The following is an 18,706-nucleotide window of genomic DNA, read 5'->3' on the forward strand; positions in this document are numbered from 1 at the left end:
ATGACCGACTATTTCAGACCTCTCGTCCAGATTGGCCCTGCGCGACCTGATGCTGCGGTGCCGCTTGCGGGGGGGTGGGGCTGGTTCACCCATGCAGAGGTTCTGTCCCGCAGCGCGTCGCCCCGCGTCGTGCCCGCGGCCGACATTCCCGCAAGCGTCTTGGCTCGGCTGACTGCACCCCGTGCCGCAATTGCCGGTCTTCCGCTGGACCGCCCGCGTATCATGGGTATTCTGAACACCACACCCGATAGCTTTTCTGACGGTGGCCAGCATGCTGCCGTGCCTGACGCGGTCCGAGCAGGGCAGGCGATGGTGGCCGCAGGTGCCGATATTTTGGACATTGGGGGCGAATCCACGCGCCCCGGTGCCGATTTCGTGCCCGTATCCGAAGAGATCACGCGCACAGCGCCCGTTATCGCCGCGTTGCGGGGGGCAGGGCTGCACACGCCGATCTCTATCGACACGCGCAAGTCCGCTGTGGCCAAAGCTGCGGTTAGCGCCGGTGCCAATCTGGTGAATGATGTGTCGGGGTTTACCTTTGATCCCGCGCTTGCGCCTTTGTGCCAGATGCTCGGGCTGCCGGTCTGTGTCATGCACGCCCAAGGCGACCCAGCGACGATGCATCTGGACCCGCGCTATGACAATGTGCTGTTGGATGTCTACGACGCGCTGGAACGGCAGATCGCCCTGCTGGAGGCTTCGGGCATCCCCCGCAGTGCCATTCTGGCAGACCCTGGCATCGGGTTTGGCAAAACCCAAGAGCACAATCTGGAACTGTTAGCGCGGCTGAGCCTGTTTCACGCCCTGGGGACGCCAATTCTGTTGGGGGTATCGCGCAAACGGTTCATCGGGACGATCGGCAATGCACCGCAGGCGCAGGACCGGGCGCCGGGATCAATCGCCGTGGCGCTTGCAGGATTAGGGCATGGTGTGCAAATGATCCGTGTGCATGACGTCGAAGACACCCGCCAAGCGGTTGCTTTGTGGCATGCCGCCTATTTTGGGAGCATTTTATGACAAAGTTATTTGGAACTGACGGTATTCGCGGACGGGCAAACGTTTACCCGATGACAGCCGAGGTCGCATTAAAAATCGGGGCCGCTGTCGGGCGCTATTTCAGCGCAGGCCGCGATGGAGTGCGCCGTGTCGTTATCGGCAAGGACACGCGCCTTTCGGGCTATATGTTTGAAAACGCGCTGACGGCTGGCCTGACATCCTCGGGGATGAACGTTCTTCTGTTGGGGCCGGTGCCGACGCCGGCTGTGGGGCTGCTGACGCGGTCCATGCGGGCCGATCTGGGTGTCATGATTTCGGCCAGTCACAATCCGGCGACGGATAATGGCATCAAGTTTTTCGGCCCCGACGGGTTCAAGCTGAGCGATGCGGTGGAGGCAGAGATCGAAGCCCTGATCGCGGGTGGCGTAGAGATGAACCCCGCCGACAAGATCGGTCGTGCCAAACGGATCGACGACGGGCGTTTTCGGTATGTAGAGCGGGTCAAATCCTCGTTTCCACGCCAGATGCGTCTGGACGGGTTGAAGGTTGTAATCGACTGCGCGAACGGGGCCGCGCACCGCGTCGCACCTGAAACACTGTGGGAGCTTGGCGCCGAGGTGATCGAGATCGGTGTGTCGCCTAACGGTTATAATATCAACGAAAATTGCGGCTCTACCCACCCTGAACGGGCGGCGGCTGCGGTTGTCGAACACGGTGCACATGTCGGCATCTGTCTGGACGGTGACGCGGATCGGGTGATCTTGATCGACGAAACCGGCAAAGTCGGCGACGGGGATCAATTTATGGCGCTCATGGCGTCCCGTTGGGCGGCCGAAGACCGGCTGGCCAATAACGCCTTGGTCGCCACGGTGATGAGCAACCTTGGCCTTGAACACTTTCTGCAAGGCAAGGGGCTGCGGCTCGAGCGGACCTCGGTCGGGGATCGCTATGTCGTCGAACGTATGCGTGAAGGCGGGTTCAATCTGGGCGGCGAACAGTCAGGACATATTGTCATGACTGACCACGCTACCACCGGCGACGGGCTGATGGCGGGGCTGCAATTTCTGGCAGAGATGATCCGGTCGGAAAAGACGTCTTCGGAGCTGTTGAACAGCTTTGAGCCCGTGCCGCAGCTGCTTAAGAACGTGCGGTTTTCAGCGGGTCAAGTGCCGCTCGAAGACGCGCAGGTCCAAGGCGCCATCGCGCAGGCCGAGGCTGATCTGGCGGGACAGGGGCGTTTGCTCATCCGCAAATCCGGAACCGAGCCGCTGGTTCGTGTCATGGCCGAGCATGAGGATGCAGGGCTGATGGAGCGGGCAGTCGATTCCGTGGTGGATGCTGTAACGGCAGCTGTCGCACCTTGAGTTGAGAGCTAGGCCGCTGGCGGGGAAACCTGCTTGGCGGCCTGGGCTCTGCTTTTGCCGGTGTTACATCGTGGGCGTCTGAGGGATGCCTTCGGCGAGGATTTTAGGCCATTTGGAAATCAGGGACGCGCGCGTGTCAGCAGACGGCGGAAGGCTCCGTATTGGCTGAGTGCGACGCCCGCAAGGATCAGCACCATCGCATAAAGCAGCGAGGGTGGCAGCGGTTCGTTCAGCACAAGCGCGCCGAGGCAGACGGACCAGACAGGTACTTGGTAGTTCACCAGTGACATGAAGACCGGTCCCGCGCTGCGTATGACCACGACGCGTAGGAAGTTCGCAGCGGCGGTGGGGAGGAGCCCCAGAAACGCCAGTGCAGCGAGGATCGGGGGCGACGGGCGGGGCGGCAGCCCCTCGACAGTCAGGGCCATGGGGATGGTGATGAAAGTGGCGATGATCAGCAGGATCGTAGCGAGCCCGATGGCGTCGATCGCGGGCAGGCGGCGCATCACGATAGAACTGGTGGCATAGCATCCCGCCGCGGCCAAGCAGGCCAGTCGCCCTTGGGTTTCAAGCGCGGTGCCCGTGCTTTCAAAAGCCTGCGCACCGATCAGGATGACGACGCCGAGAAAACCTAATGAAAACCCGATTGCCTTGCGCGGGCTCATCGCTTCGCCTGGAACGAAGAAATGGGCCAGCGGAAGGATGATCAGCGCGGTTGCGGCCATCGTGACCCCCGCAAACCCCGTGACCTGCCCCCCGAGGCTCCCTCATTCATAACGAGAGTTTGCGGGTCTGGGTTTCATATTCTTCGTCGTCAGTTTGGGCAAGCGCGTCTTGCGCGGAGCCCTCAAATTGCTCAAGCGCTCGACGAGCTTCTGCCGGTGTTTGGTTCCCAAGCGATGAGTGCGGCCTGACGTTGTTGTAGTCGTATCGCCAGAGTGCCAGCTTGCGACGGGCGTCATCCAACGTATCGAAGATTTCCTCATTCAACAGCTCGTCGCGCAGGCTGCCATTGAAGCTTTCTATGAAGCCATTCTGCTGGGGTTTGCCGGGGTCGATGTAATGCCAATCAACGTCGTTATCACCGGCCCATTTTAGGATCGCACGACTGGTAAACTCCGTGCCGTTATCACTGACAATGCAGGCAGGCTTTCCATAAATACGGACAAGCGCGTCAAGTTCCCGCGCGACACGAGCGCCCGAGATGCTGGTGTCAGCCACCAAGCAGAGGTTCTCGCGGCAACAATCGTCGTTTACAGCCAGCATGCGGAACTTGCGTGACGCGCCGAACGTATCCGACACAAAATCTAAGGACCAACGCTCGCCAGGACGCAAAGCAACCGGCATTGGTGTCCGCGAGCCACGCGCACGCTTGCGGCCCCTGCGCCGTCTAACGCCCAGCTTTTCTTCAGTATAAAGGCGATACAGTTTCTTGTGGTTCATGATCCTTCCCTTGCGTTCCAGCAGCACACCGATCCGGCGGTAGCCAAAGCGCCGTCGCTTGCTGGCAATCGCTTTCATCTCTTCGCGAACTTCTGGATTATCCGGTGACTGATCGCGCCGGACGGTCTTGGGATCGACACCGACAAGCCTGCACGCCCGGCGCTGCGAGATATCATGGTCTCGCATTGCCTTGCGTGCTGCGGCCCGTCGCACATTCGGTGTCGTCAGTTCTTTCCCAGCAAATCCTTCAACACAACATTGTCCAACATCGTGTCCGCCAGAAGGCGCTTCAGCTTGGCGTTCTCATCCTCCAGCGATCTAAGGCGATGAGTATCAGAAACGTTCATGCCACCATATTTGGCTTTGAACTTGTAGAACGACGCGGGACTCAAGCCATGCCTGCGGCACACCTCTGCCGTCGGCATGCCAGCTTCCTGTTCTTTGATCATTCCGATAATTTGGGCTTCAGTAAAACGGCTCTGTCGCATCTGTTTGCTCCTTCGAAGGTTGAGCAAACTCTACATTAAACTGAGGGAAGTTTCGGGGGGCAGGTCACCCGACGTCACGTATTGTTGCCCCCAGGCGAGCAAGCTGAACGGCACCGCAGAGCTGGCGGCCCCGATGAAGATCACCGCGGCGATGTCTGCGCGGGTCGGCGGCGTTGTAAACAGGCGGAACCCGCGTAGGCCCCAGAACGGGATCATCACAGTGGCGGCGAGCCCCACACGGGTGGCGGCGATCCAAAACGGGGGCATTTCGGTCAGCGCGATTTCCGTCACCAGAAATGTGCCGCCCCAGATGAAAGCCAGCAACAGGATCAGCAGCCAGCTGGATTTGGTGATGGCGGGCACGTCTGACATGCAGTTTCCTTGGTCAACGATCAGCGCGCAATCTGTGACAGTCGGTTCGTCAAAAGAAAAGGCCCGGTGCGAAACCGGGCCTTTTCATGTCGCTTAAAGCAGCGATTAGTTCTTGGATTTGTCGACCATCTTGCCGGCAGAGATCCAAGGCATCATTTCGCGCAGCTTGCCGCCGACGACTTCGATCTGGTGCTCGTCATTGGCGCGACGCGAGGACTTCAGCGTGGGCTGGCCAACAGAGTTTTCCAGCATGAAGTCGCGTACGAACTTGCCCGACTGGATATCGCTCAGCACGGCTTTCATGCGGGCTTTGGTCTCGTCGTAGGGCAGGATGCGCGGGCCGGAGACGTACTGGCCGTATTCCGCGGTGTTCGAGATCGAATAATCCATGTTGGCGATGCCGCCTTCATAGATCAGATCAACGATCAGCTTGGTTTCGTGCAAACATTCGAAATACGCCATTTCGGGCTCGTAGCCGGCTTCGACCAGTGTTTCAAAGCCGCAGCGGATCAGTTCGACGATGCCACCACACAAAACAGCCTGTTCGCCGAACAGGTCGGTTTCGCATTCTTCGCGGAAGTTGGTTTCGATGATGCCGGACCGGCCGCCACCGATGGCGGAACAGTAGGACAGGCCGATTTCCAGCGCTTTGCCGGTGGCGTCGGTGTTTACCGCAACAAGGCAAGGCACGCCGCCGCCTTTGGTGTATTCGCCGCGCACTGTGTGGCCGGGGCCTTTGGGGGCCATCATGATTACGTCAATACCGGGCTTTGGTTCGATCAGGCCGAAGTGAACGTTCAGGCCGTGGGCGAATGCGATCGCAGCGCCCTCGCGGATGTTGTCGTGAACGTATTTTTTGTAGGTTTCGGCCTGCAATTCGTCGGGCATGGTGAACATGATCACATCGGCCCAAGCTGCGGCTTCGGCGATTTCCATAACTTTCAGGCCTTCGCCTTCGGCTTTGGCTTTCGAAGCGGACCCTTCACGCAGGGCTACGACGAGGTTTTTTGCACCGGAATCACGCAGGTTCAGCGCGTGGGCGTGGCCCTGGGAGCCATAGCCGAGGATGGCGACTTTTTTGTCCTTGATCAGGTTAACGTCGCAGTCACGGTCGTAATAAACGCGCATTGGGGCGTCCTTTCGGGTTCGTTAAAATCTGAGGTGACCATATCGAAGCTGACGCGAGATGCCATTGCCAGATTATGAGTTTATTTGGCAAAATGAAGATGGTAATGCGCATTAAGTTTAAAAAATGGAAAAATCATGCTTGATGACATGGATCGTCGCATTCTACGCCACTGGCAGGCGGATGCGGGGCTGACACCGGCGGAATTGGCGGACCTGACAGGGTTGACGGCGGGCAAGGTGTCGCGCCGCATCGTACGCATGCAGGAGGCAGGTGTCGTGCAAGGGGTGGCGGCTGTCGTGGACTGGGCAGCCTTGGGGTACACTGTCGAGGTGTCTTTGCGGATCACGCTGGACAAGACACAAGGCAACGCCTTCGACCGATTTCTTGAGGAGGCGCGAAAATTGCCGGAGGTGATCGAGATCCAGACATTTCTGGGGCGGGTCGATGTCCGCCTGTCGATTATTGCGCGGGACATGGCACATTATCAAAAGATCTACCGCGCGGGTATTCTGACCTTGCCGCATATCGCGGATATCGAGGCCTTGATGCATGTCGCGCGGATCAAGTCTGACGAGGCGTTGCCGCTATGATTGCGCTGGATGATATAGACCACCGGCTGATCCGGTCACTTGCACGGGATGCGACCCAAAGTGCGGGGGCCTTGGGCCGCCATCTGGGCCTGTCGCAGCCTGCCACATGGCGGCGGATCAAACGGCTGGAGGACGCAGGTATCCTGAGGGGCAAGCGGCTGAGATTGAACCGCGAAGCCTTGGGGTTTGGCGTGACCGTCTTTCTTGGCGTTAAGCTTGCCACCAAGGGCCGTGTGAGCCTTGAGGATTTCGAACGCGCGGTCAGCGCCATCCCCGAGGTGCAAACCGTGGAGCACGTCTTGGGGCTTTATGACTATCGCTTGCGGGTCGTCGCGCGGGATCTGGCAGACTTTGAGCGGGTTCTGCGGCGGAGGGTCATGACGTTGCCGGGGGCGGGTGCGGTAGAGGCAAACGTGCTGCTCAGCGAGGAACGACTGACCGGGCCAATGGGTCTGTGACTTTGCCCCACGAGGAGCTATGTTCGCAAGAAACCAACAGGAGGAACCCATGCCCGCTTTGCTAAATTCAGTTGATCCAGAAGGGCTTGAAGAGTTTTCGGTCGTGTTCACCGATCGGTCTTTGAACCACATGAGTGCGGTATTCCAAAAGGTCATGCGCGATATAAGCTCCCTGCTGAAGGAGGTCTATAACGCTGATGCGGTCGCCGTCGTGCCCGGTGGCGGCACCTACGGGATGGAGGCCGTCGCGCGTCAGTTTGCGCGGGGTGCCGATGTTCTGGTCGTGCGCAATGGCTGGTTCTCGTACCGCTGGAGCCAGATTATCGAAAACGGCGACCTGACCGGCAATGCGACAGTGATGAAAGCGCAGATGCAGGGCAACAGCACGCCGTCGCCGTTCGCGCCATGCCCCATCGACGACGTGGTAAAAGCCATTGAGACGCACAAACCGCAGGTGGTGTTTGCGCCGCACGTGGAGACCAGCGCCGGTGTTATCCTGCCGGACGACTACATCAAGCAGATGGCAGAGGCGGCCCATGCCGTTGGCGCGCTCGTGGTGCTGGATTGCATCGCGTCGGGCTGCGCTTGGGTGGATATGAAAGCGCTTGGCGTCGATGTGTTACTTTCTGCACCGCAAAAGGGCTGGAGCGCATCCCCCTCTGCCGGATTGGTCATGATGTCGGACCGTGCGGTTGCGCGAATGGCAGAGACCAAGTCCGACAGCTTTGCGATTGATCTGGCTAAGTGGCACAGCATCATGAGGGCCTATGAAGATGGCGGTCACGCCTATCATGCCACCATGCCGACCGATGCATTGCGCCTGTTTCGCGATACGATGCTGGAAACCAAATCCTATGGTTTCGACCGGCTGAAGGAAGCGCAGTGGCGTCTGGGGGATTCTGCTCGCAAGATGCTGGCCGACAAGGGCGTCGTCTCTGTCGCGGCGGAGGGGTTTGCCGCGCCGGGTGTGGTGGTCAGCTATACCTCTGATCCATCGGTGCATAATGGCAAAGCCTTTGCCGCCGAAGGGATGCAGATTGCTGCTGGCGTGCCGCTGATGTGTGACGAGCCGGAGAACTTTCAGACGTTCCGGCTGGGGTTGTTCGGACTGGACAAGCTTTATGATGTGGATGCAACGCTCGCGCGTTTGGCTGCCGTGGTTGATAAGGTGCTGTAAATAAAAGCTATGCGGCAGGTTATTCCTGCCGCATACCGAGCCCCATTTCCATCAACATACGCCGGACAGGTGGCAGCGCATAAAGCGCGCTCAGCCCTTTGGCGCGGGCGTCGCGGGCCAAGGGCGTTTTCGCCTGACTAGCGCGGTTCAGCAGATCAATGCCGCGCAGGCGCAGCTGGATATCGCCAAAACGGGCCTTGTGGTAGGCGTCCAGCATCGGCTGGCTTCCCAGATCGTCGCGGTGTTTTTGGGACAGTTCCAGCAGCGTCGCGATGTCTTGCAGCGACATGTTCAACCCCTGTGCGCCGATGGGGGGCATGACGTGTGCGGCTTCGGCGATCAGGGCAATGCGTTCCCCCGACAGCCGCGCCGCGTGCTGGCTGATGATCGGCCAGATGGCGCGCTGTGATGCCAATGTGAGCGGACCAAGCACCTGCGCGCTGCGCTCGGTTGCGGCGAGGGAGAAGGCGTCGGCGTCTAGCTCCATCCGGGCGAGCGATGCCGCGCCGTCGTCCATCCACACCACCGCAGAGCAGGGCAGGCCGTCGCGGTCGGGCAGGGGCACAAGGGTGAAGGGCCCGCCGCTGCGGTGGACTTCGGTCGAAACATTTTCATGTGGGGTCGGGTGCGTGACCGCAAAGGCAAGCGCTTTTTGACCATAGCTTTGGCGGGTCACCTCTATGCCTGCTGCATCCCGCATCGGGCTGTCGCGCCCGTCAGCGGCAATCACCAGTTTGGCCGATATTTTGGTGCCATCGTCGAGCCCCACGCGTGCGCCGATGGTGCGCGTGAATAATGAAGTTGTCGCTGTTCCAGGGCGGAACTCGACGTTCGGTAGGGCGCATAAACGCTCTAGCAAAGCACGCCGCAGCAGCCAGTTCGGAAAATTCCAGCCAAAGGGTTGATCCGAAATATCAGCGGCATCAAATGCGCGACTGGTCAGCGGTGCGTCGCCATCCCCGCCGGCGTCAATAATGCGCATGACCTGCAAGGGTGCTGCATGATCCGACAGATGCGCCCATATCCCTGCCGCCTCGAGCACGCGGCGGGCCGGCTGCAACATCGCAGTAGAGCGCATATCGGCCCCCTGCGCCATCCCATCGGTAACTGGGGGCGTCGGGTCGACGCAGACCACATTGAACCCTGCGCTGCCGAAGGCTGCCGCCGCTGTCAAACCGGCAATGCCGCCGCCCGAAATCAAAATGTCACATGTCATGGTCATCAGTTAGTCCGTAATTTTCGCAAGAAAAGCAGAAAGATCATCGGTGTGAAAATGAATATGCGGCGCGGGCTCTGCTCTTTCTGCGACGTGCACCGTGCCCATCCCCATTTCGTGCGGGGCGATCAGGTTGCGCGGGTCGTCTTCGAACATGACGGCGGTCGTTGGGGTCAACGCATCGGTGGCGAAAATCAGATCATAGGCGGCGCGTTCGGGTTTGGGTAGATATTGAGCGTGCTCAACGCCATAGACTGCATCAAACAACCCCGATAATCCCCGTGCGGCAATGACCTTCTCGGCGTAGGGGGCTGTCCCGTTGGTATAGATAATCCGACGCCCCGGCAGTGCGGCGATCCGCGCCGCAAGCAGCGGATCAGGTACCAGCGCGTCAAAGGTAATCTCGTGCACCTCATGCAGATACGGGCCAGGATCAAGGTCGTGTTCGCGCATCAGCCCCGCCAAAGTCGTGCCGTAGGTGTGCCAGTAGTGCTTGCGCAGATGATCCGCGCGCTGTCGGTCTACGTTCAGCGCGGTCATTACCCAGTCGGTCATGCGCTGTTCGATTTGGTCAAACAGGCGTGCCGACGGCGGGTAGAGCGTGTTATCAAGGTCGAAGACCCAAGTGTTCACGTGAGAGAAATCGGTATTTTTCATAAGGACTTGCTACGCCGCCTGAGGGTACTGTGCAAGATCACGGGGTTGCGCAATTGGACGCGGGGGCTAAGGTGCCGGAGCCTTTTGAAAGAGAACCCATGACGACGCCACGCTCCGGACCCACTGACGCCTATTCGATGATCTTGGACGCGATTGATGTGGGCACCTATCGACCCGGCGATCGCTTGGTAGAAAGCGAACTGGCCGAACGGTTTGGCGTGTCCCGAACGCCGGTTCGCGAAGCATTACAACGGCTTGAGACGCAATCTTTGCTGGCGCGGGACGGTCGGAGTTTGATCGTTGCATCGCTGGATCACAACCAGATGGCCGAGCTTTACGTTGTGCGCGGAGAGCTGGAGGGGCTCGCTGCGCGGCTTGCAGCGCGTCATGCAACGACTGAAGAAGTCCGCGTGCTGCGGGAGATGGTCGAGGAAGACGACGCGTTGCGCGATAACCCGGCCGCGCTGGCACGGGCAAACAGGCGATTTCACAAACAAATTCATCTGGCATCCCATAATCGATATCTCGTGCAGCAACTTGATCTGGTACATCGGTCCATGGCCCTGATGGCGACGTCGTCATTGGCGGTGGACGGACGCGGCGCAATTGCACAGGATGAACATGATCGCATTGTGCAGATGATTGAACAGCGAGACGAAGACGGCGCGGACGAAGCGCTGCGCACGCATATCTCGGTCGCGTTCATGACGCGGCTGAAGCAAGAGGCGGCGCAACGCAAGGAGGAGGGTTAAGTGGGGCGAGCCGATCTGGTTTGCATCCCATTGTCGGATTTGTGGCTGACGCCGTGTTCGGTTTTGTCCCAATAGAACGGCATGACCACGAATTCATAAAGTGCCTTATAGGCCGCGAATGACCCTAGAATAAAATAGAACGGCAACGTTATTGCCCACGGAATAAGGTGCCGGTGCTGAGACCCGGATACGGCCGTCATTGCGATGGCAATACTAAGGATTTCGGCAAATACGAAAAACCCAAAGAGGCTATAGAATGCTTCAGGCCCAAGGGTGGTTTCAACAGGATGTGATGCACCGAAAAGCGGAAGGCAGAAGGTCCAGAGAAATGGGGCGAAGATAAACTGGCAAAATGTCGCGAGGAACAGCGTTTGCACACCAAGGAAGCGGATGAGCCCCACGTCCCGGATCAGCTGGAGCGGCGCGCGGCTGTGTACGACCCATGTGATCAAGAAGCCTTTCAGCCAACGCGACCGTTGCTTGATCCAGGGCCATGCGCGAAAGTTGGCTTCTTCGTAGGTTACCGTTGGCAACAGGTCGGTTCGGTACCCCTGCCGCGCAAGCCGCACCCCGAGGTCTGCGTCTTCGGTGACATTATGGGCATCCCAGCCACATAGCTTTTCCAGGATAGGACGTCGGAAGAAAAGCGTCGTGCCGCCTAACGGAATGATCAGCCCCAGATGTGCGACGCCCGGGAGAATAACGCGCCACCAAGAAGCATATTCCAGCGCGAAACAGCGCGAGATCCAATTGGTCCGGGCGTTGTAATAGTCCAGTACCCCTTGGACGCAGGCGACTTTTTGGGGTGCGCGTTCAAAATGTTGTACGATACGGTCAAGCTGGTCGACCTCGGGCGCATCTTCGGCGTCCCACACGCCGATGATGCTACCGTTGCAAAAATCCAGTGCATAGTTCAGCGCGCGCGGTTTGGTGCGCAGCTTTCCTGCTTGAGGGACTTCGATCACATCGAACCAAAAAGGCAGTTCGGTGCGCGCAATCGTGTCGCGGGTCATCTGATCGCCTTCTTCCAACACCAACACGACCTGTAGCAAAGCCTTGGGGTAGGTCAGTTGACCGAGTCGCGCAATCAAAGCACCCGCGATTTCCTCTTCGTGCAGAAGGGGCACAAGAACGGATACTTTAGGGCGTTTTGTGGGCATTGACGGCGGGGCGGCATCAGCCACATGTGGGGTGTTCCCCCATAAGCACCGTGCAACGAAGGACGACAGCCGCAGGGTCATGATCATGGCGCTACAACACAACGCCAAGATGACAAATACGGTGAACGTCCATGCCGGAAGCGCTATAAAAAGAAGAGCTGCGGCTCCGCTTGCGGTGCCGGCCCAAAGACGTCGCCCTGGACCGGCGATGCGCCACGTACGGCAGCTTTGACCTGCAGGAACACGGGTCGCAGCCCGCTTGGCTAAAACAGTTCCATAAAGTGCTGTGATCCGTCGATCAATCTGGGCGGGCTCTGCGAGCACGGGGACAATATCAAGGTCGATATCACGGAAGGCTTCCCCTTCGATTTCGCTCAGGCGATCTGGCCTGCTTGTTGCTAAAAAAAGAGTTTTACCCAAGCGTCGCCACGGCACAACCTTGTGCTGTAGACATTCTTCTGCTGATAGATGGCGCGCGAGGGTCGCTTTGGGCGGGTCAGTGTCAAGATCGACCTGCTGGATCTGATGTTGAAGTGCCAGCGCCTTGGTCACCTCGCAGCGCGAGACGAGGCCTTGGGCAACGAGTATATCCCCAAGGGGCGCATCAAGAACATGCTGAGCTTCGAGCGCGTGAACCAAAGCGGCCTGATCGATCAGACCGGCGTCCACCAATATCCGGCCCAGTGGTCGATGCCGCCCGCGCACGCGCGCGGGTTCTGGTAATTTCAGCTCTAGCCCAAGGTTGCTCATCGGTCGAATCCCTTCCTTTCGGAATAATTCGACCGTGGCAGAGTTACCTTAATGGGGCGTTAATTGCGGGTGAATGAAGCGCCCGCGCCCTACCAGCCTAGCTGGTTCGTTCCGCCATGGCTGCGGCGAAACGTTCGAATAGATAAAAACTGTCTTGCGGGCCGGGGCTGGCTTCGGGGTGGTGCTGGACGGACCAAACCGGACGCCCCTCCATCCGAATGCCGCAGTTGGATCCGTCAAACAGCGATTGATGCGTTTCTACGACACCGCTTGGCAAGCTTTGCGCATCGACGGCGAACCCGTGGTTCATCGAGGTAATTTCGACTTTCCCCGTATCGATATCTTTGACGGGGTGGTTCGCACCGTGGTGGCCGTGGCTCATCTTGACCGTCTGACCGCCCAACGCGAGCGCTAGCATCTGGTGACCAAGGCAGATGCCGAAAACCGGAAGCTCCGTTTTTTCAAGAACTTCCTTGATCATCGGCACGGCATAAACACCGGTTGCAGCGGGGTCGCCAGGTCCGTTCGACAGGAAAACGCCATCGGGATTATGAGCCATTACATCTTCATATGTTGCAGATGCGGGTAGGACCGTGACATCGCAGCCAACCGAGGCGAGGCAGCGCAGGATGTTGCGTTTGGCACCATAGTCGATCGCGACAACTTTGTGTGGCGCATTCTCCTGCTCGGTATAGCCCTCTGGCCAGGCCCAACGCATTTCATTCCAGCGGTAAGATTGCTTACAGCTGACGTCTTTTGCCAGATCCATACCCTCTAGACCGGCGAACGCGCGGGCGGCGGCGACCAGAGCTTCGACATCAAAAATGCCGTCCGGGTTGTGTGCCAGTGCCGCATGGGGCGCGCCTTGCTGACGGATTGCCCGGGTCAGGCGACGTGTATCAATGCCACCGATGGCGATACGCCCGCGGGACGCCAACCAATCGGACAGCGGCTGCACGGAGCGCCAGCTGCTTGGGTCCGTAGGCATCCACTTTACGACCATACCCGCCGCTACCGGATCGCCGGTTTCGTCGTCTTCGGGGGTGGTGCCGGTGTTGCCGATGTGAGGGAAGGTGAACGTCACGATTTGCCCCGCATAAGACGGATCGGTCATGATTTCCTGATAGCCGGTCATTGCTGTATTAAAGCAAAGCTCGGCCACGGTTTCGCCCGTTGCGCCAAAGCCCATGCCGTAGAAAAGCGATCCGTCCGCTAGCGCCAAGCAGGCAGTCGGACGAGGTGATGTGGTCGCGGTCATGTGGGGGGCCTCCAGCGGCAGGTATATGGAGTTAAACGGTGGCAACCTAAGGCGGCGTGCTGCCGGGGTCAATAGGGTGTCTAAAATGAAATATACATATTTAACAATGGCTTAGCAGGCCTGCGTGGCATTGCCTGCGCGGCGCAATATGTCTATGTTGCACGGCTTAATTCCCCTTAGGGTCAAAAGGACGATGGTAATGGTACTGCGGACTCGCATTTCGGAAGCACTGAAACAGGCAATGAAGGACAAGGCGGCCAAGCGCCTTTCGACCTTGCGGCTGATCAACGCGGCGATCAAGGACAAAGACATCGCGGCGCGCGCTGATGAAGGCGATGCCGGTGTTGGCGATGCAGAAGTGCTCGCGATTTTAGGCAAAATGGCGAAACAACGTATGGAATCGGTACGCGCCTATGAAGAAGGTGGCCGGCTTGACCTAGCCGACCGTGAGCGTGAAGAGATCGGCGTAATCGAAGAGTTCTTGCCGCGCCAACTGACCGAAGAAGAAAGCACCAAAGCGGTGGATGACGCGATCGCCGAAGTGGGCGCGACCTCGATCCGTGACATGGGCAAGGTGATCGGCTTGCTCAAGGCTAAGTACACGGGACAAATGGATTTTGGCGCGGTTGGGCCCAAGGTTAAAGAGCGTCTGAGCTAACGCTCAACGGAGCAATGAACGGTTCAGCTCATCGTAAAGGGTGATCCGTTCTTCCTCGCTCAGGAATGCGCCTATTTCGACCTCGCGTCCCATACCGCGCAGGGTCACATAATGGGGTACGGGGCCGTCTTTTTCATATTTAGTGACGACGGCCCAATGGCGATTGCATTGCCACTCCTTGACGTCGCCTCCGGCTGTGCGGTGCAATAAATGGGCGGTGTGGTGGTCGAGTGTAAACACTTCTTCAATCTCTCTGGCCTTATGGTTGCGCTGAAGCGCCCAGTAAATGCCTGCTACGGCGGCAAGAATGAAAGGAAGCAATCCCCATAGCAACACGGTCCCCAAGAGGGACAGTACAGGGATCAGAATCAGGATAAAGGTTGTCAGGATAAAACTGGCAAAGCCCTTAGCCGACAGGGATTGATGCGGCCGCAGGGTTAGGATCTGCGTTGGGGGGGTAGAGTGCGTTGTCCATTCATAGGGCATTGGGACGTCCATCCGCAGCGCTGGCTTCGAATATAGGGGGGATCAGGGCCAAGCGACACGGCATAGACACGCTTGGCCCCTTAATCGGTTACTCTAGTTCGATCAGCAGATCCTTGGCGTCGATCTGGCCACCTGGGGTGACATGCACCGCCTTGACCACTGCATCACGGTCCGCATGAATTCCGGTTTCCATCTTCATGGCTTCGATGGTGAGCAGCAGGTCGCCTGATTTGACCTTTTGCCCCACAGTCGCCCCGACAGAGGCCACAACCCCCGGCATCGGTGCGCCGATGTGATTGACGTTGCCGATCTCGGCCTTCGGACGCTGCGCGGTCGTTGCTTTGACCAGGCGGTTGGGCACACGCACCACGCGCGGCTGACCGTTCAGCTCGAAAAAGACTTTGACGTCGCCGTCTTCGTTGGTCTCGCTCAGCGCTTGCAGGCGGATCTCGAGTGTCTTGCCCGGGTCGATCTCTGCGGTGATTTCTTCGCCGGGCTCCATCCCGTAGAAAAAAGTGCGCGTCGGGAGAACACGGACGGGACCGTAGGTGCGGTGCCGGCCCATGTAGTCCAAAAAGACCTTGGGATACATCAAATAGCCTGACAGATCGTCGTCTTCGACCTGAGCCCCTTCTAGCAAGTCGCGCAGCTCATTGCGGGTTGCCTCTAGGTCGGTGGGGGGCAGATGGGCACCGGGACGTGCTGTATTAGGTTTTTCGCCCTTTAGAATCTTGTCGACAATCGAGGCAGGGAACCCGCCGGGGGGTTGGCCCAAATTGCCGCGCATCATATCGATCACACTGTCTGGAAAGGACATTTCCGCTTTGGGGTCTTCGACCTGCGTGCGGGTTAACCCTTGGGATACCATCATTAACGCCATATCGCCCACAACTTTGGAAGACGGGGTGACTTTGACGATGTCGCCAAACATCTGGTTCACTTCGGCATAGGTTTTGGCAACCTCGGGCCACCTGTCGTCCAGCCCCATTGACGCGGCTTGCGCCTTGAGGTTGGTGAACTGACCACCGGGCATCTCGTGCAAATATACCTCGGAGGAGGGGGCCTGCATGCCTGTCTCAAAGGCTGCATATTCCTTGCGTACCTCTTCCCAATAGTTCGAGATTTCGCGCACCGCGTCCATCGACAAACCTGTGTCGCGATCCGTGTGTTTCAGCGCCTCTACAACAGACCCGAGCGTCGCCTGAGAGGTGTTCCCCGATAGCGCGTCCATCGCGCAATCCACTGCGTCGACACCCGCTTCTGACGCCGCCATGATGGTCGCGATGGCTGCGCCTGCGGTGTCATGGGTGTGGAAGTGTATCGGCAGTCCGACCTCGGATTTCAGCGCTTTAATTAACGCTCTGGCGGCATTTGGTTTAAGCACACCGGCCATGTCTTTCAGGCCCAAAACATGTGCGCCGGCCGCTTTCAGCTCTTTGCCCATGGCGACATAGTATTTTAGGTCGTATTTGGCGCGGTCCGGGTCAAAAATATCACCGGTATAGCAAACGGTACCTTCACAAATTTTGTCATTCTCTATCACCGCGTCCATCGCGACGCGCATGTTCTCAACCCAGTTCAGGCTATCGAAAACGCGAAATACATCTACGCCTTCGGTCGCGGCAACGCGGACAAATTCCTGTACCACATTGTCGGGGTAGTTGGTGTAACCAACGCCATTCGATCCCCGCAGCAGCATCTGGGTCATCACGTTGGGCAAGGCCGCGCGCAGGTCGCGCAGGCGTTGCCACGGACATTCCTGCAAGAACCGGTAGGACACGTCGAACGTGGCACCACCCCAACATTCCATAGAGAAAAGTCGTGGAAGATTAGCAGCATAGGCCGGGGCAACCTTGATCATATCATGGCTGCGCATCCGCGTGGCAAGCAAGGACTGGTGGCCGTCGCGCATGGTGGTATCGGTGATCAGCAGCTGCCGCTGTTGTCCCATCCAGTCGGCGACAGCCTGTGGGCCCTTCTGCTCGAGCAAGTTACGTGTGCCCATCATGGGTTCGGCGCGGGCAGCAGGGGGTTGTGGCGCGCGCACGGCTGCAGCGGGGCGCTCGAACCCTTTTGTTTCAGGGTGCCCGTTCACCGTGATGTCGGCGATATAAGTCAACACTTTCGTCGCCCGGTCGCGTCTCTTTTCAAACGTGAACAGCTCGGGCGTCTGGTCAATAAATTTGGTGTGGTAGCTGTTATTGAGGAAAGTCGGGTGTTTCAGCAGGTTTTCGACAAATGCAATATTCGTGGAAACGCCCCTAATGCGGAATTCGCGTAGGGCGCGGTCCATGCGGGCGATCGCCTGCTCTGGCGTTTGCGCTTTGGCGGTGACTTTGACCAACAGGCTATCGTAATACCGCGTGATAACGCCGCCGGAATAGGCAGTGCCGCCATCAAGGCGGATGCCCATACCTGTCGCCTCGCGAAAGGCGGTGATGCGACCGTAATCAGGGATGAAATTATTTTGCGGGTCTTCGGTGGTGATCCGTGTCTGTAGGGCATGGCCGTTCAGCTGGACATCAGCCTGTGTCGCCTTGCCTGTCGCCTCGGCGATGGTCTTGCCCTCAGCGATCAGGATCTGGGCTTGTACGATGTCGATGCCGGTGACTTCCTCGGTCACGGTGTGTTCAACCTGAACCCTTGGATTTACTTCGATAAAATAGAACTTACCGTCGTCCATATCCATGAGGAATTCGACGGTACCAGCACATTCATAGTTCACATGAGCGCAGATTTTTCGGCCCAATTCGCAAATCTCGGCGCGCTGTTCTTCGGTGAGGTAGGGGGCGGGTGCGCGTTCTACAACCTTTTGGTTGCGGCGCTGAACCGAACAATCCCGTTCAAATAGATGGTAGATTTCGCCGTGGCTGTCGCCGAGAATCTGCACTTCGACATGGCGCGCCTTGAGGATCATCTTTTCCAGATATCCTTCGCCGTTTCCAAAGGCAGCTTCGGCCTCGCGCCGCCCTTCTAAAACTTTTTCTTTAAGCTCGTCTTCGTTGTCGATGGGACGCATCCCGCGTCCACCACCCCCCCAAGATGCCTTGAGCATAAGCGGATAGCCAACTTCTGCAGCCTGTTTCCGCACGAGCTCCATGTCGTCGCCCAATACATCCGTCGCAGGCACGACCGGTACACCGGCTTCCATCGCGACACGGCGCGCGCTGGCCTTGTCACCCAAAGCGCGCATCGTTTCAGCCCGAGGGCCGATGAAGGTAATGCCATTTTGCGCGCAAGCATCTACAAAATCGGGATTTTCCGACAAGAGGCCATAACCGGGATGGATCGCATCCGCCCCAGAGGCTTTTGCGACACGAATAATTTCATCAATGCTAAGATAAGCGGCAACGGGCCCTAATCCGGCTCCGATTCGGTAGGCTTCGTCCGCTTTAAATCGGTGCAGCCCCAGCTTATCTTCTTCGGCGAACACGGCGACCGTCTTTTTTCCCATCTCGTTGGCCGCACGCATAATTCGAATGGCGATTTCGCCGCGGTTCGCGATTAGAATTTTCTTAAAGTCGGTCATATATAGGCCTTCCTGCTGGCAAGAAATCTTCGTTTTCAAGCATGTAGCGTGATCTGTAACGCTGCGCTGCGGCATTGTTGCGTCTGAATGACGTTACGTGCAAGCAGAAGTTTTTTTTGAATTGCTTAGATTTTTTACCCTTTGGAAAGATGTTGGCTGGTACGAAGGGGGAGGTCCAAAAGCGGCAGCCGATAGAAGGAGGAGCGGACAGCTAAGATACAAA

The 18,706-nt window shown here is 58.3% G+C and carries 17 protein-coding genes; 7 read left to right on the forward strand and 10 right to left on the reverse strand.

Features of this window, described 5'->3' with window-relative positions; translation table 11 throughout:
- A complete protein-coding gene (gene folP / locus E5180_RS02105) occupies nucleotides 1-1,017 on the forward strand; it encodes a dihydropteroate synthase (RefSeq protein WP_138922940.1) in 1,017 nt (338 codons plus the stop codon).
- A complete protein-coding gene (gene glmM, locus E5180_RS02110) occupies nucleotides 1,014-2,360 on the forward strand; it encodes a phosphoglucosamine mutase (RefSeq protein WP_138922941.1) in 1,347 nt (448 codons plus the stop codon). Before folP ends, glmM begins: the two co-directional genes overlap by 4 nt.
- 119 nt (nucleotides 2,361-2,479) lie before the next feature.
- Here the strand turns inward: glmM and E5180_RS02115 are convergent, their stop codons facing one another.
- The 4 genes from E5180_RS02115 to ilvC form a co-directional block, all read right to left on the reverse strand.
- Nucleotides 2,480-3,085, reverse strand: a complete 606-nt coding sequence (locus tag E5180_RS02115) for a DMT family transporter (protein ID WP_441351432.1) — start codon at nucleotides 3,083-3,085, stop codon at nucleotides 2,480-2,482.
- A gap of 46 nt (nucleotides 3,086-3,131) precedes the next feature.
- Nucleotides 3,132-4,291, reverse strand: a protein-coding gene (locus E5180_RS02120; RefSeq protein WP_138922942.1) for an IS3 family transposase whose coding sequence is annotated in 2 segments (ribosomal slippage) — nucleotides 3,132-4,042 and nucleotides 4,042-4,291 — 1,161 coding nt in all. Because the reading frame shifts where the segments join, the coding sequence is not laid out codon by codon here.
- A 30-nt stretch (nucleotides 4,292-4,321) separates the two neighbouring features.
- Nucleotides 4,322-4,663 carry a DMT family transporter gene (locus E5180_RS02125; RefSeq protein WP_254700513.1) on the reverse strand — a complete coding sequence of 114 codons (342 nt, stop codon included), beginning with the start codon at nucleotides 4,661-4,663 and terminating at the stop codon, nucleotides 4,322-4,324.
- A 105-nt stretch (nucleotides 4,664-4,768) separates the two neighbouring features.
- Complete coding sequence (gene ilvC, locus E5180_RS02130; RefSeq protein WP_138922943.1) at nucleotides 4,769-5,791, reverse strand: ketol-acid reductoisomerase; 1,023 nt, start codon at nucleotides 5,789-5,791, stop codon at nucleotides 4,769-4,771.
- A 135-nt stretch (nucleotides 5,792-5,926) separates the two neighbouring features.
- Here ilvC and E5180_RS02135 point away from each other — a divergent pair, with 135 nt between their 5' ends.
- From E5180_RS02135 to E5180_RS02145, 3 genes are read left to right on the forward strand one after another with little or no spacing between them, the layout of a single operon-like run.
- Nucleotides 5,927-6,382, forward strand: coding sequence for an Lrp/AsnC family transcriptional regulator (locus E5180_RS02135; protein ID WP_138922944.1), 456 nt, complete (start codon nucleotides 5,927-5,929; stop codon nucleotides 6,380-6,382).
- Nucleotides 6,379-6,840, forward strand: coding sequence for an Lrp/AsnC family transcriptional regulator (locus E5180_RS02140; RefSeq protein WP_138922945.1), 462 nt, complete (start codon nucleotides 6,379-6,381; stop codon nucleotides 6,838-6,840). The genes E5180_RS02135 and E5180_RS02140 overlap by 4 nt, the downstream gene beginning before the upstream one ends.
- Before the next feature lie 49 nt (nucleotides 6,841-6,889).
- Nucleotides 6,890-8,017 (forward strand): aminotransferase class V-fold PLP-dependent enzyme, encoded by a 1,128-nt coding sequence (locus E5180_RS02145; protein WP_138922946.1) that lies wholly within the window; start codon nucleotides 6,890-6,892, stop codon nucleotides 8,015-8,017.
- Between the two features lie 19 nt (nucleotides 8,018-8,036).
- Here the strand turns inward: E5180_RS02145 and E5180_RS02150 are convergent, their stop codons facing one another.
- Together E5180_RS02150 and E5180_RS02155 are read right to left on the reverse strand one after the other, a co-directional pair.
- Nucleotides 8,037-9,239, reverse strand: a complete 1,203-nt coding sequence (locus E5180_RS02150; RefSeq protein WP_171048885.1) for a UbiH/UbiF family hydroxylase — start codon at nucleotides 9,237-9,239, stop codon at nucleotides 8,037-8,039.
- A gap of 3 nt (nucleotides 9,240-9,242) precedes the next feature.
- Nucleotides 9,243-9,890, reverse strand: a complete 648-nt coding sequence (locus E5180_RS02155) for a pyrimidine 5'-nucleotidase (RefSeq protein WP_138922948.1) — start codon at nucleotides 9,888-9,890, stop codon at nucleotides 9,243-9,245.
- Between the two features lie 98 nt (nucleotides 9,891-9,988).
- Here E5180_RS02155 and E5180_RS02160 point away from each other — a divergent pair, with 98 nt between their 5' ends.
- Complete coding sequence (locus tag E5180_RS02160; RefSeq protein WP_093732510.1) at nucleotides 9,989-10,642, forward strand: GntR family transcriptional regulator; 654 nt, start codon at nucleotides 9,989-9,991, stop codon at nucleotides 10,640-10,642.
- On the opposite strand, the gene E5180_RS02165 is transcribed toward E5180_RS02160, so the two are convergent.
- On the reverse strand, nucleotides 10,639-12,552 hold the full coding sequence (locus tag E5180_RS02165) for a glycosyltransferase family 2 protein (protein WP_138922949.1): 1,914 nt from the start codon (nucleotides 12,550-12,552) through the stop codon (nucleotides 10,639-10,641). The genes E5180_RS02160 and E5180_RS02165 overlap by 4 nt on opposite strands.
- Before the next feature lie 97 nt (nucleotides 12,553-12,649).
- The gene (gene carA / locus E5180_RS02170; RefSeq protein ID WP_138922950.1) at nucleotides 12,650-13,810 is read right to left on the reverse strand and encodes a glutamine-hydrolyzing carbamoyl-phosphate synthase small subunit; all 1,161 of its coding nucleotides are present in this window, start codon (nucleotides 13,808-13,810) and stop codon (nucleotides 12,650-12,652) included.
- 199 nt (nucleotides 13,811-14,009) lie between these two features.
- Here carA and E5180_RS02175 point away from each other — a divergent pair, with 199 nt between their 5' ends.
- Nucleotides 14,010-14,468, forward strand: a complete 459-nt coding sequence (locus E5180_RS02175; protein WP_138922951.1) for a GatB/YqeY domain-containing protein — start codon at nucleotides 14,010-14,012, stop codon at nucleotides 14,466-14,468.
- A gap of 3 nt (nucleotides 14,469-14,471) precedes the next feature.
- Here the strand turns inward: E5180_RS02175 and E5180_RS02180 are convergent, their stop codons facing one another.
- A complete protein-coding gene (locus E5180_RS02180) occupies nucleotides 14,472-14,954 on the reverse strand; it encodes a DUF2244 domain-containing protein (protein ID WP_138922952.1) in 483 nt (160 codons plus the stop codon).
- 88 nt (nucleotides 14,955-15,042) lie between these two features.
- The gene (locus tag E5180_RS02185; RefSeq protein ID WP_138922953.1) at nucleotides 15,043-18,483 is read right to left on the reverse strand and encodes a pyruvate carboxylase; all 3,441 of its coding nucleotides are present in this window, start codon (nucleotides 18,481-18,483) and stop codon (nucleotides 15,043-15,045) included.
- Between the last annotated feature and the right edge of the window lie 223 nt (nucleotides 18,484-18,706).

The organism is Sulfitobacter sp. BSw21498, from assembly GCF_006064855.1.
Lineage (GTDB): Bacteria > Pseudomonadota > Alphaproteobacteria > Rhodobacterales > Rhodobacteraceae > Sulfitobacter.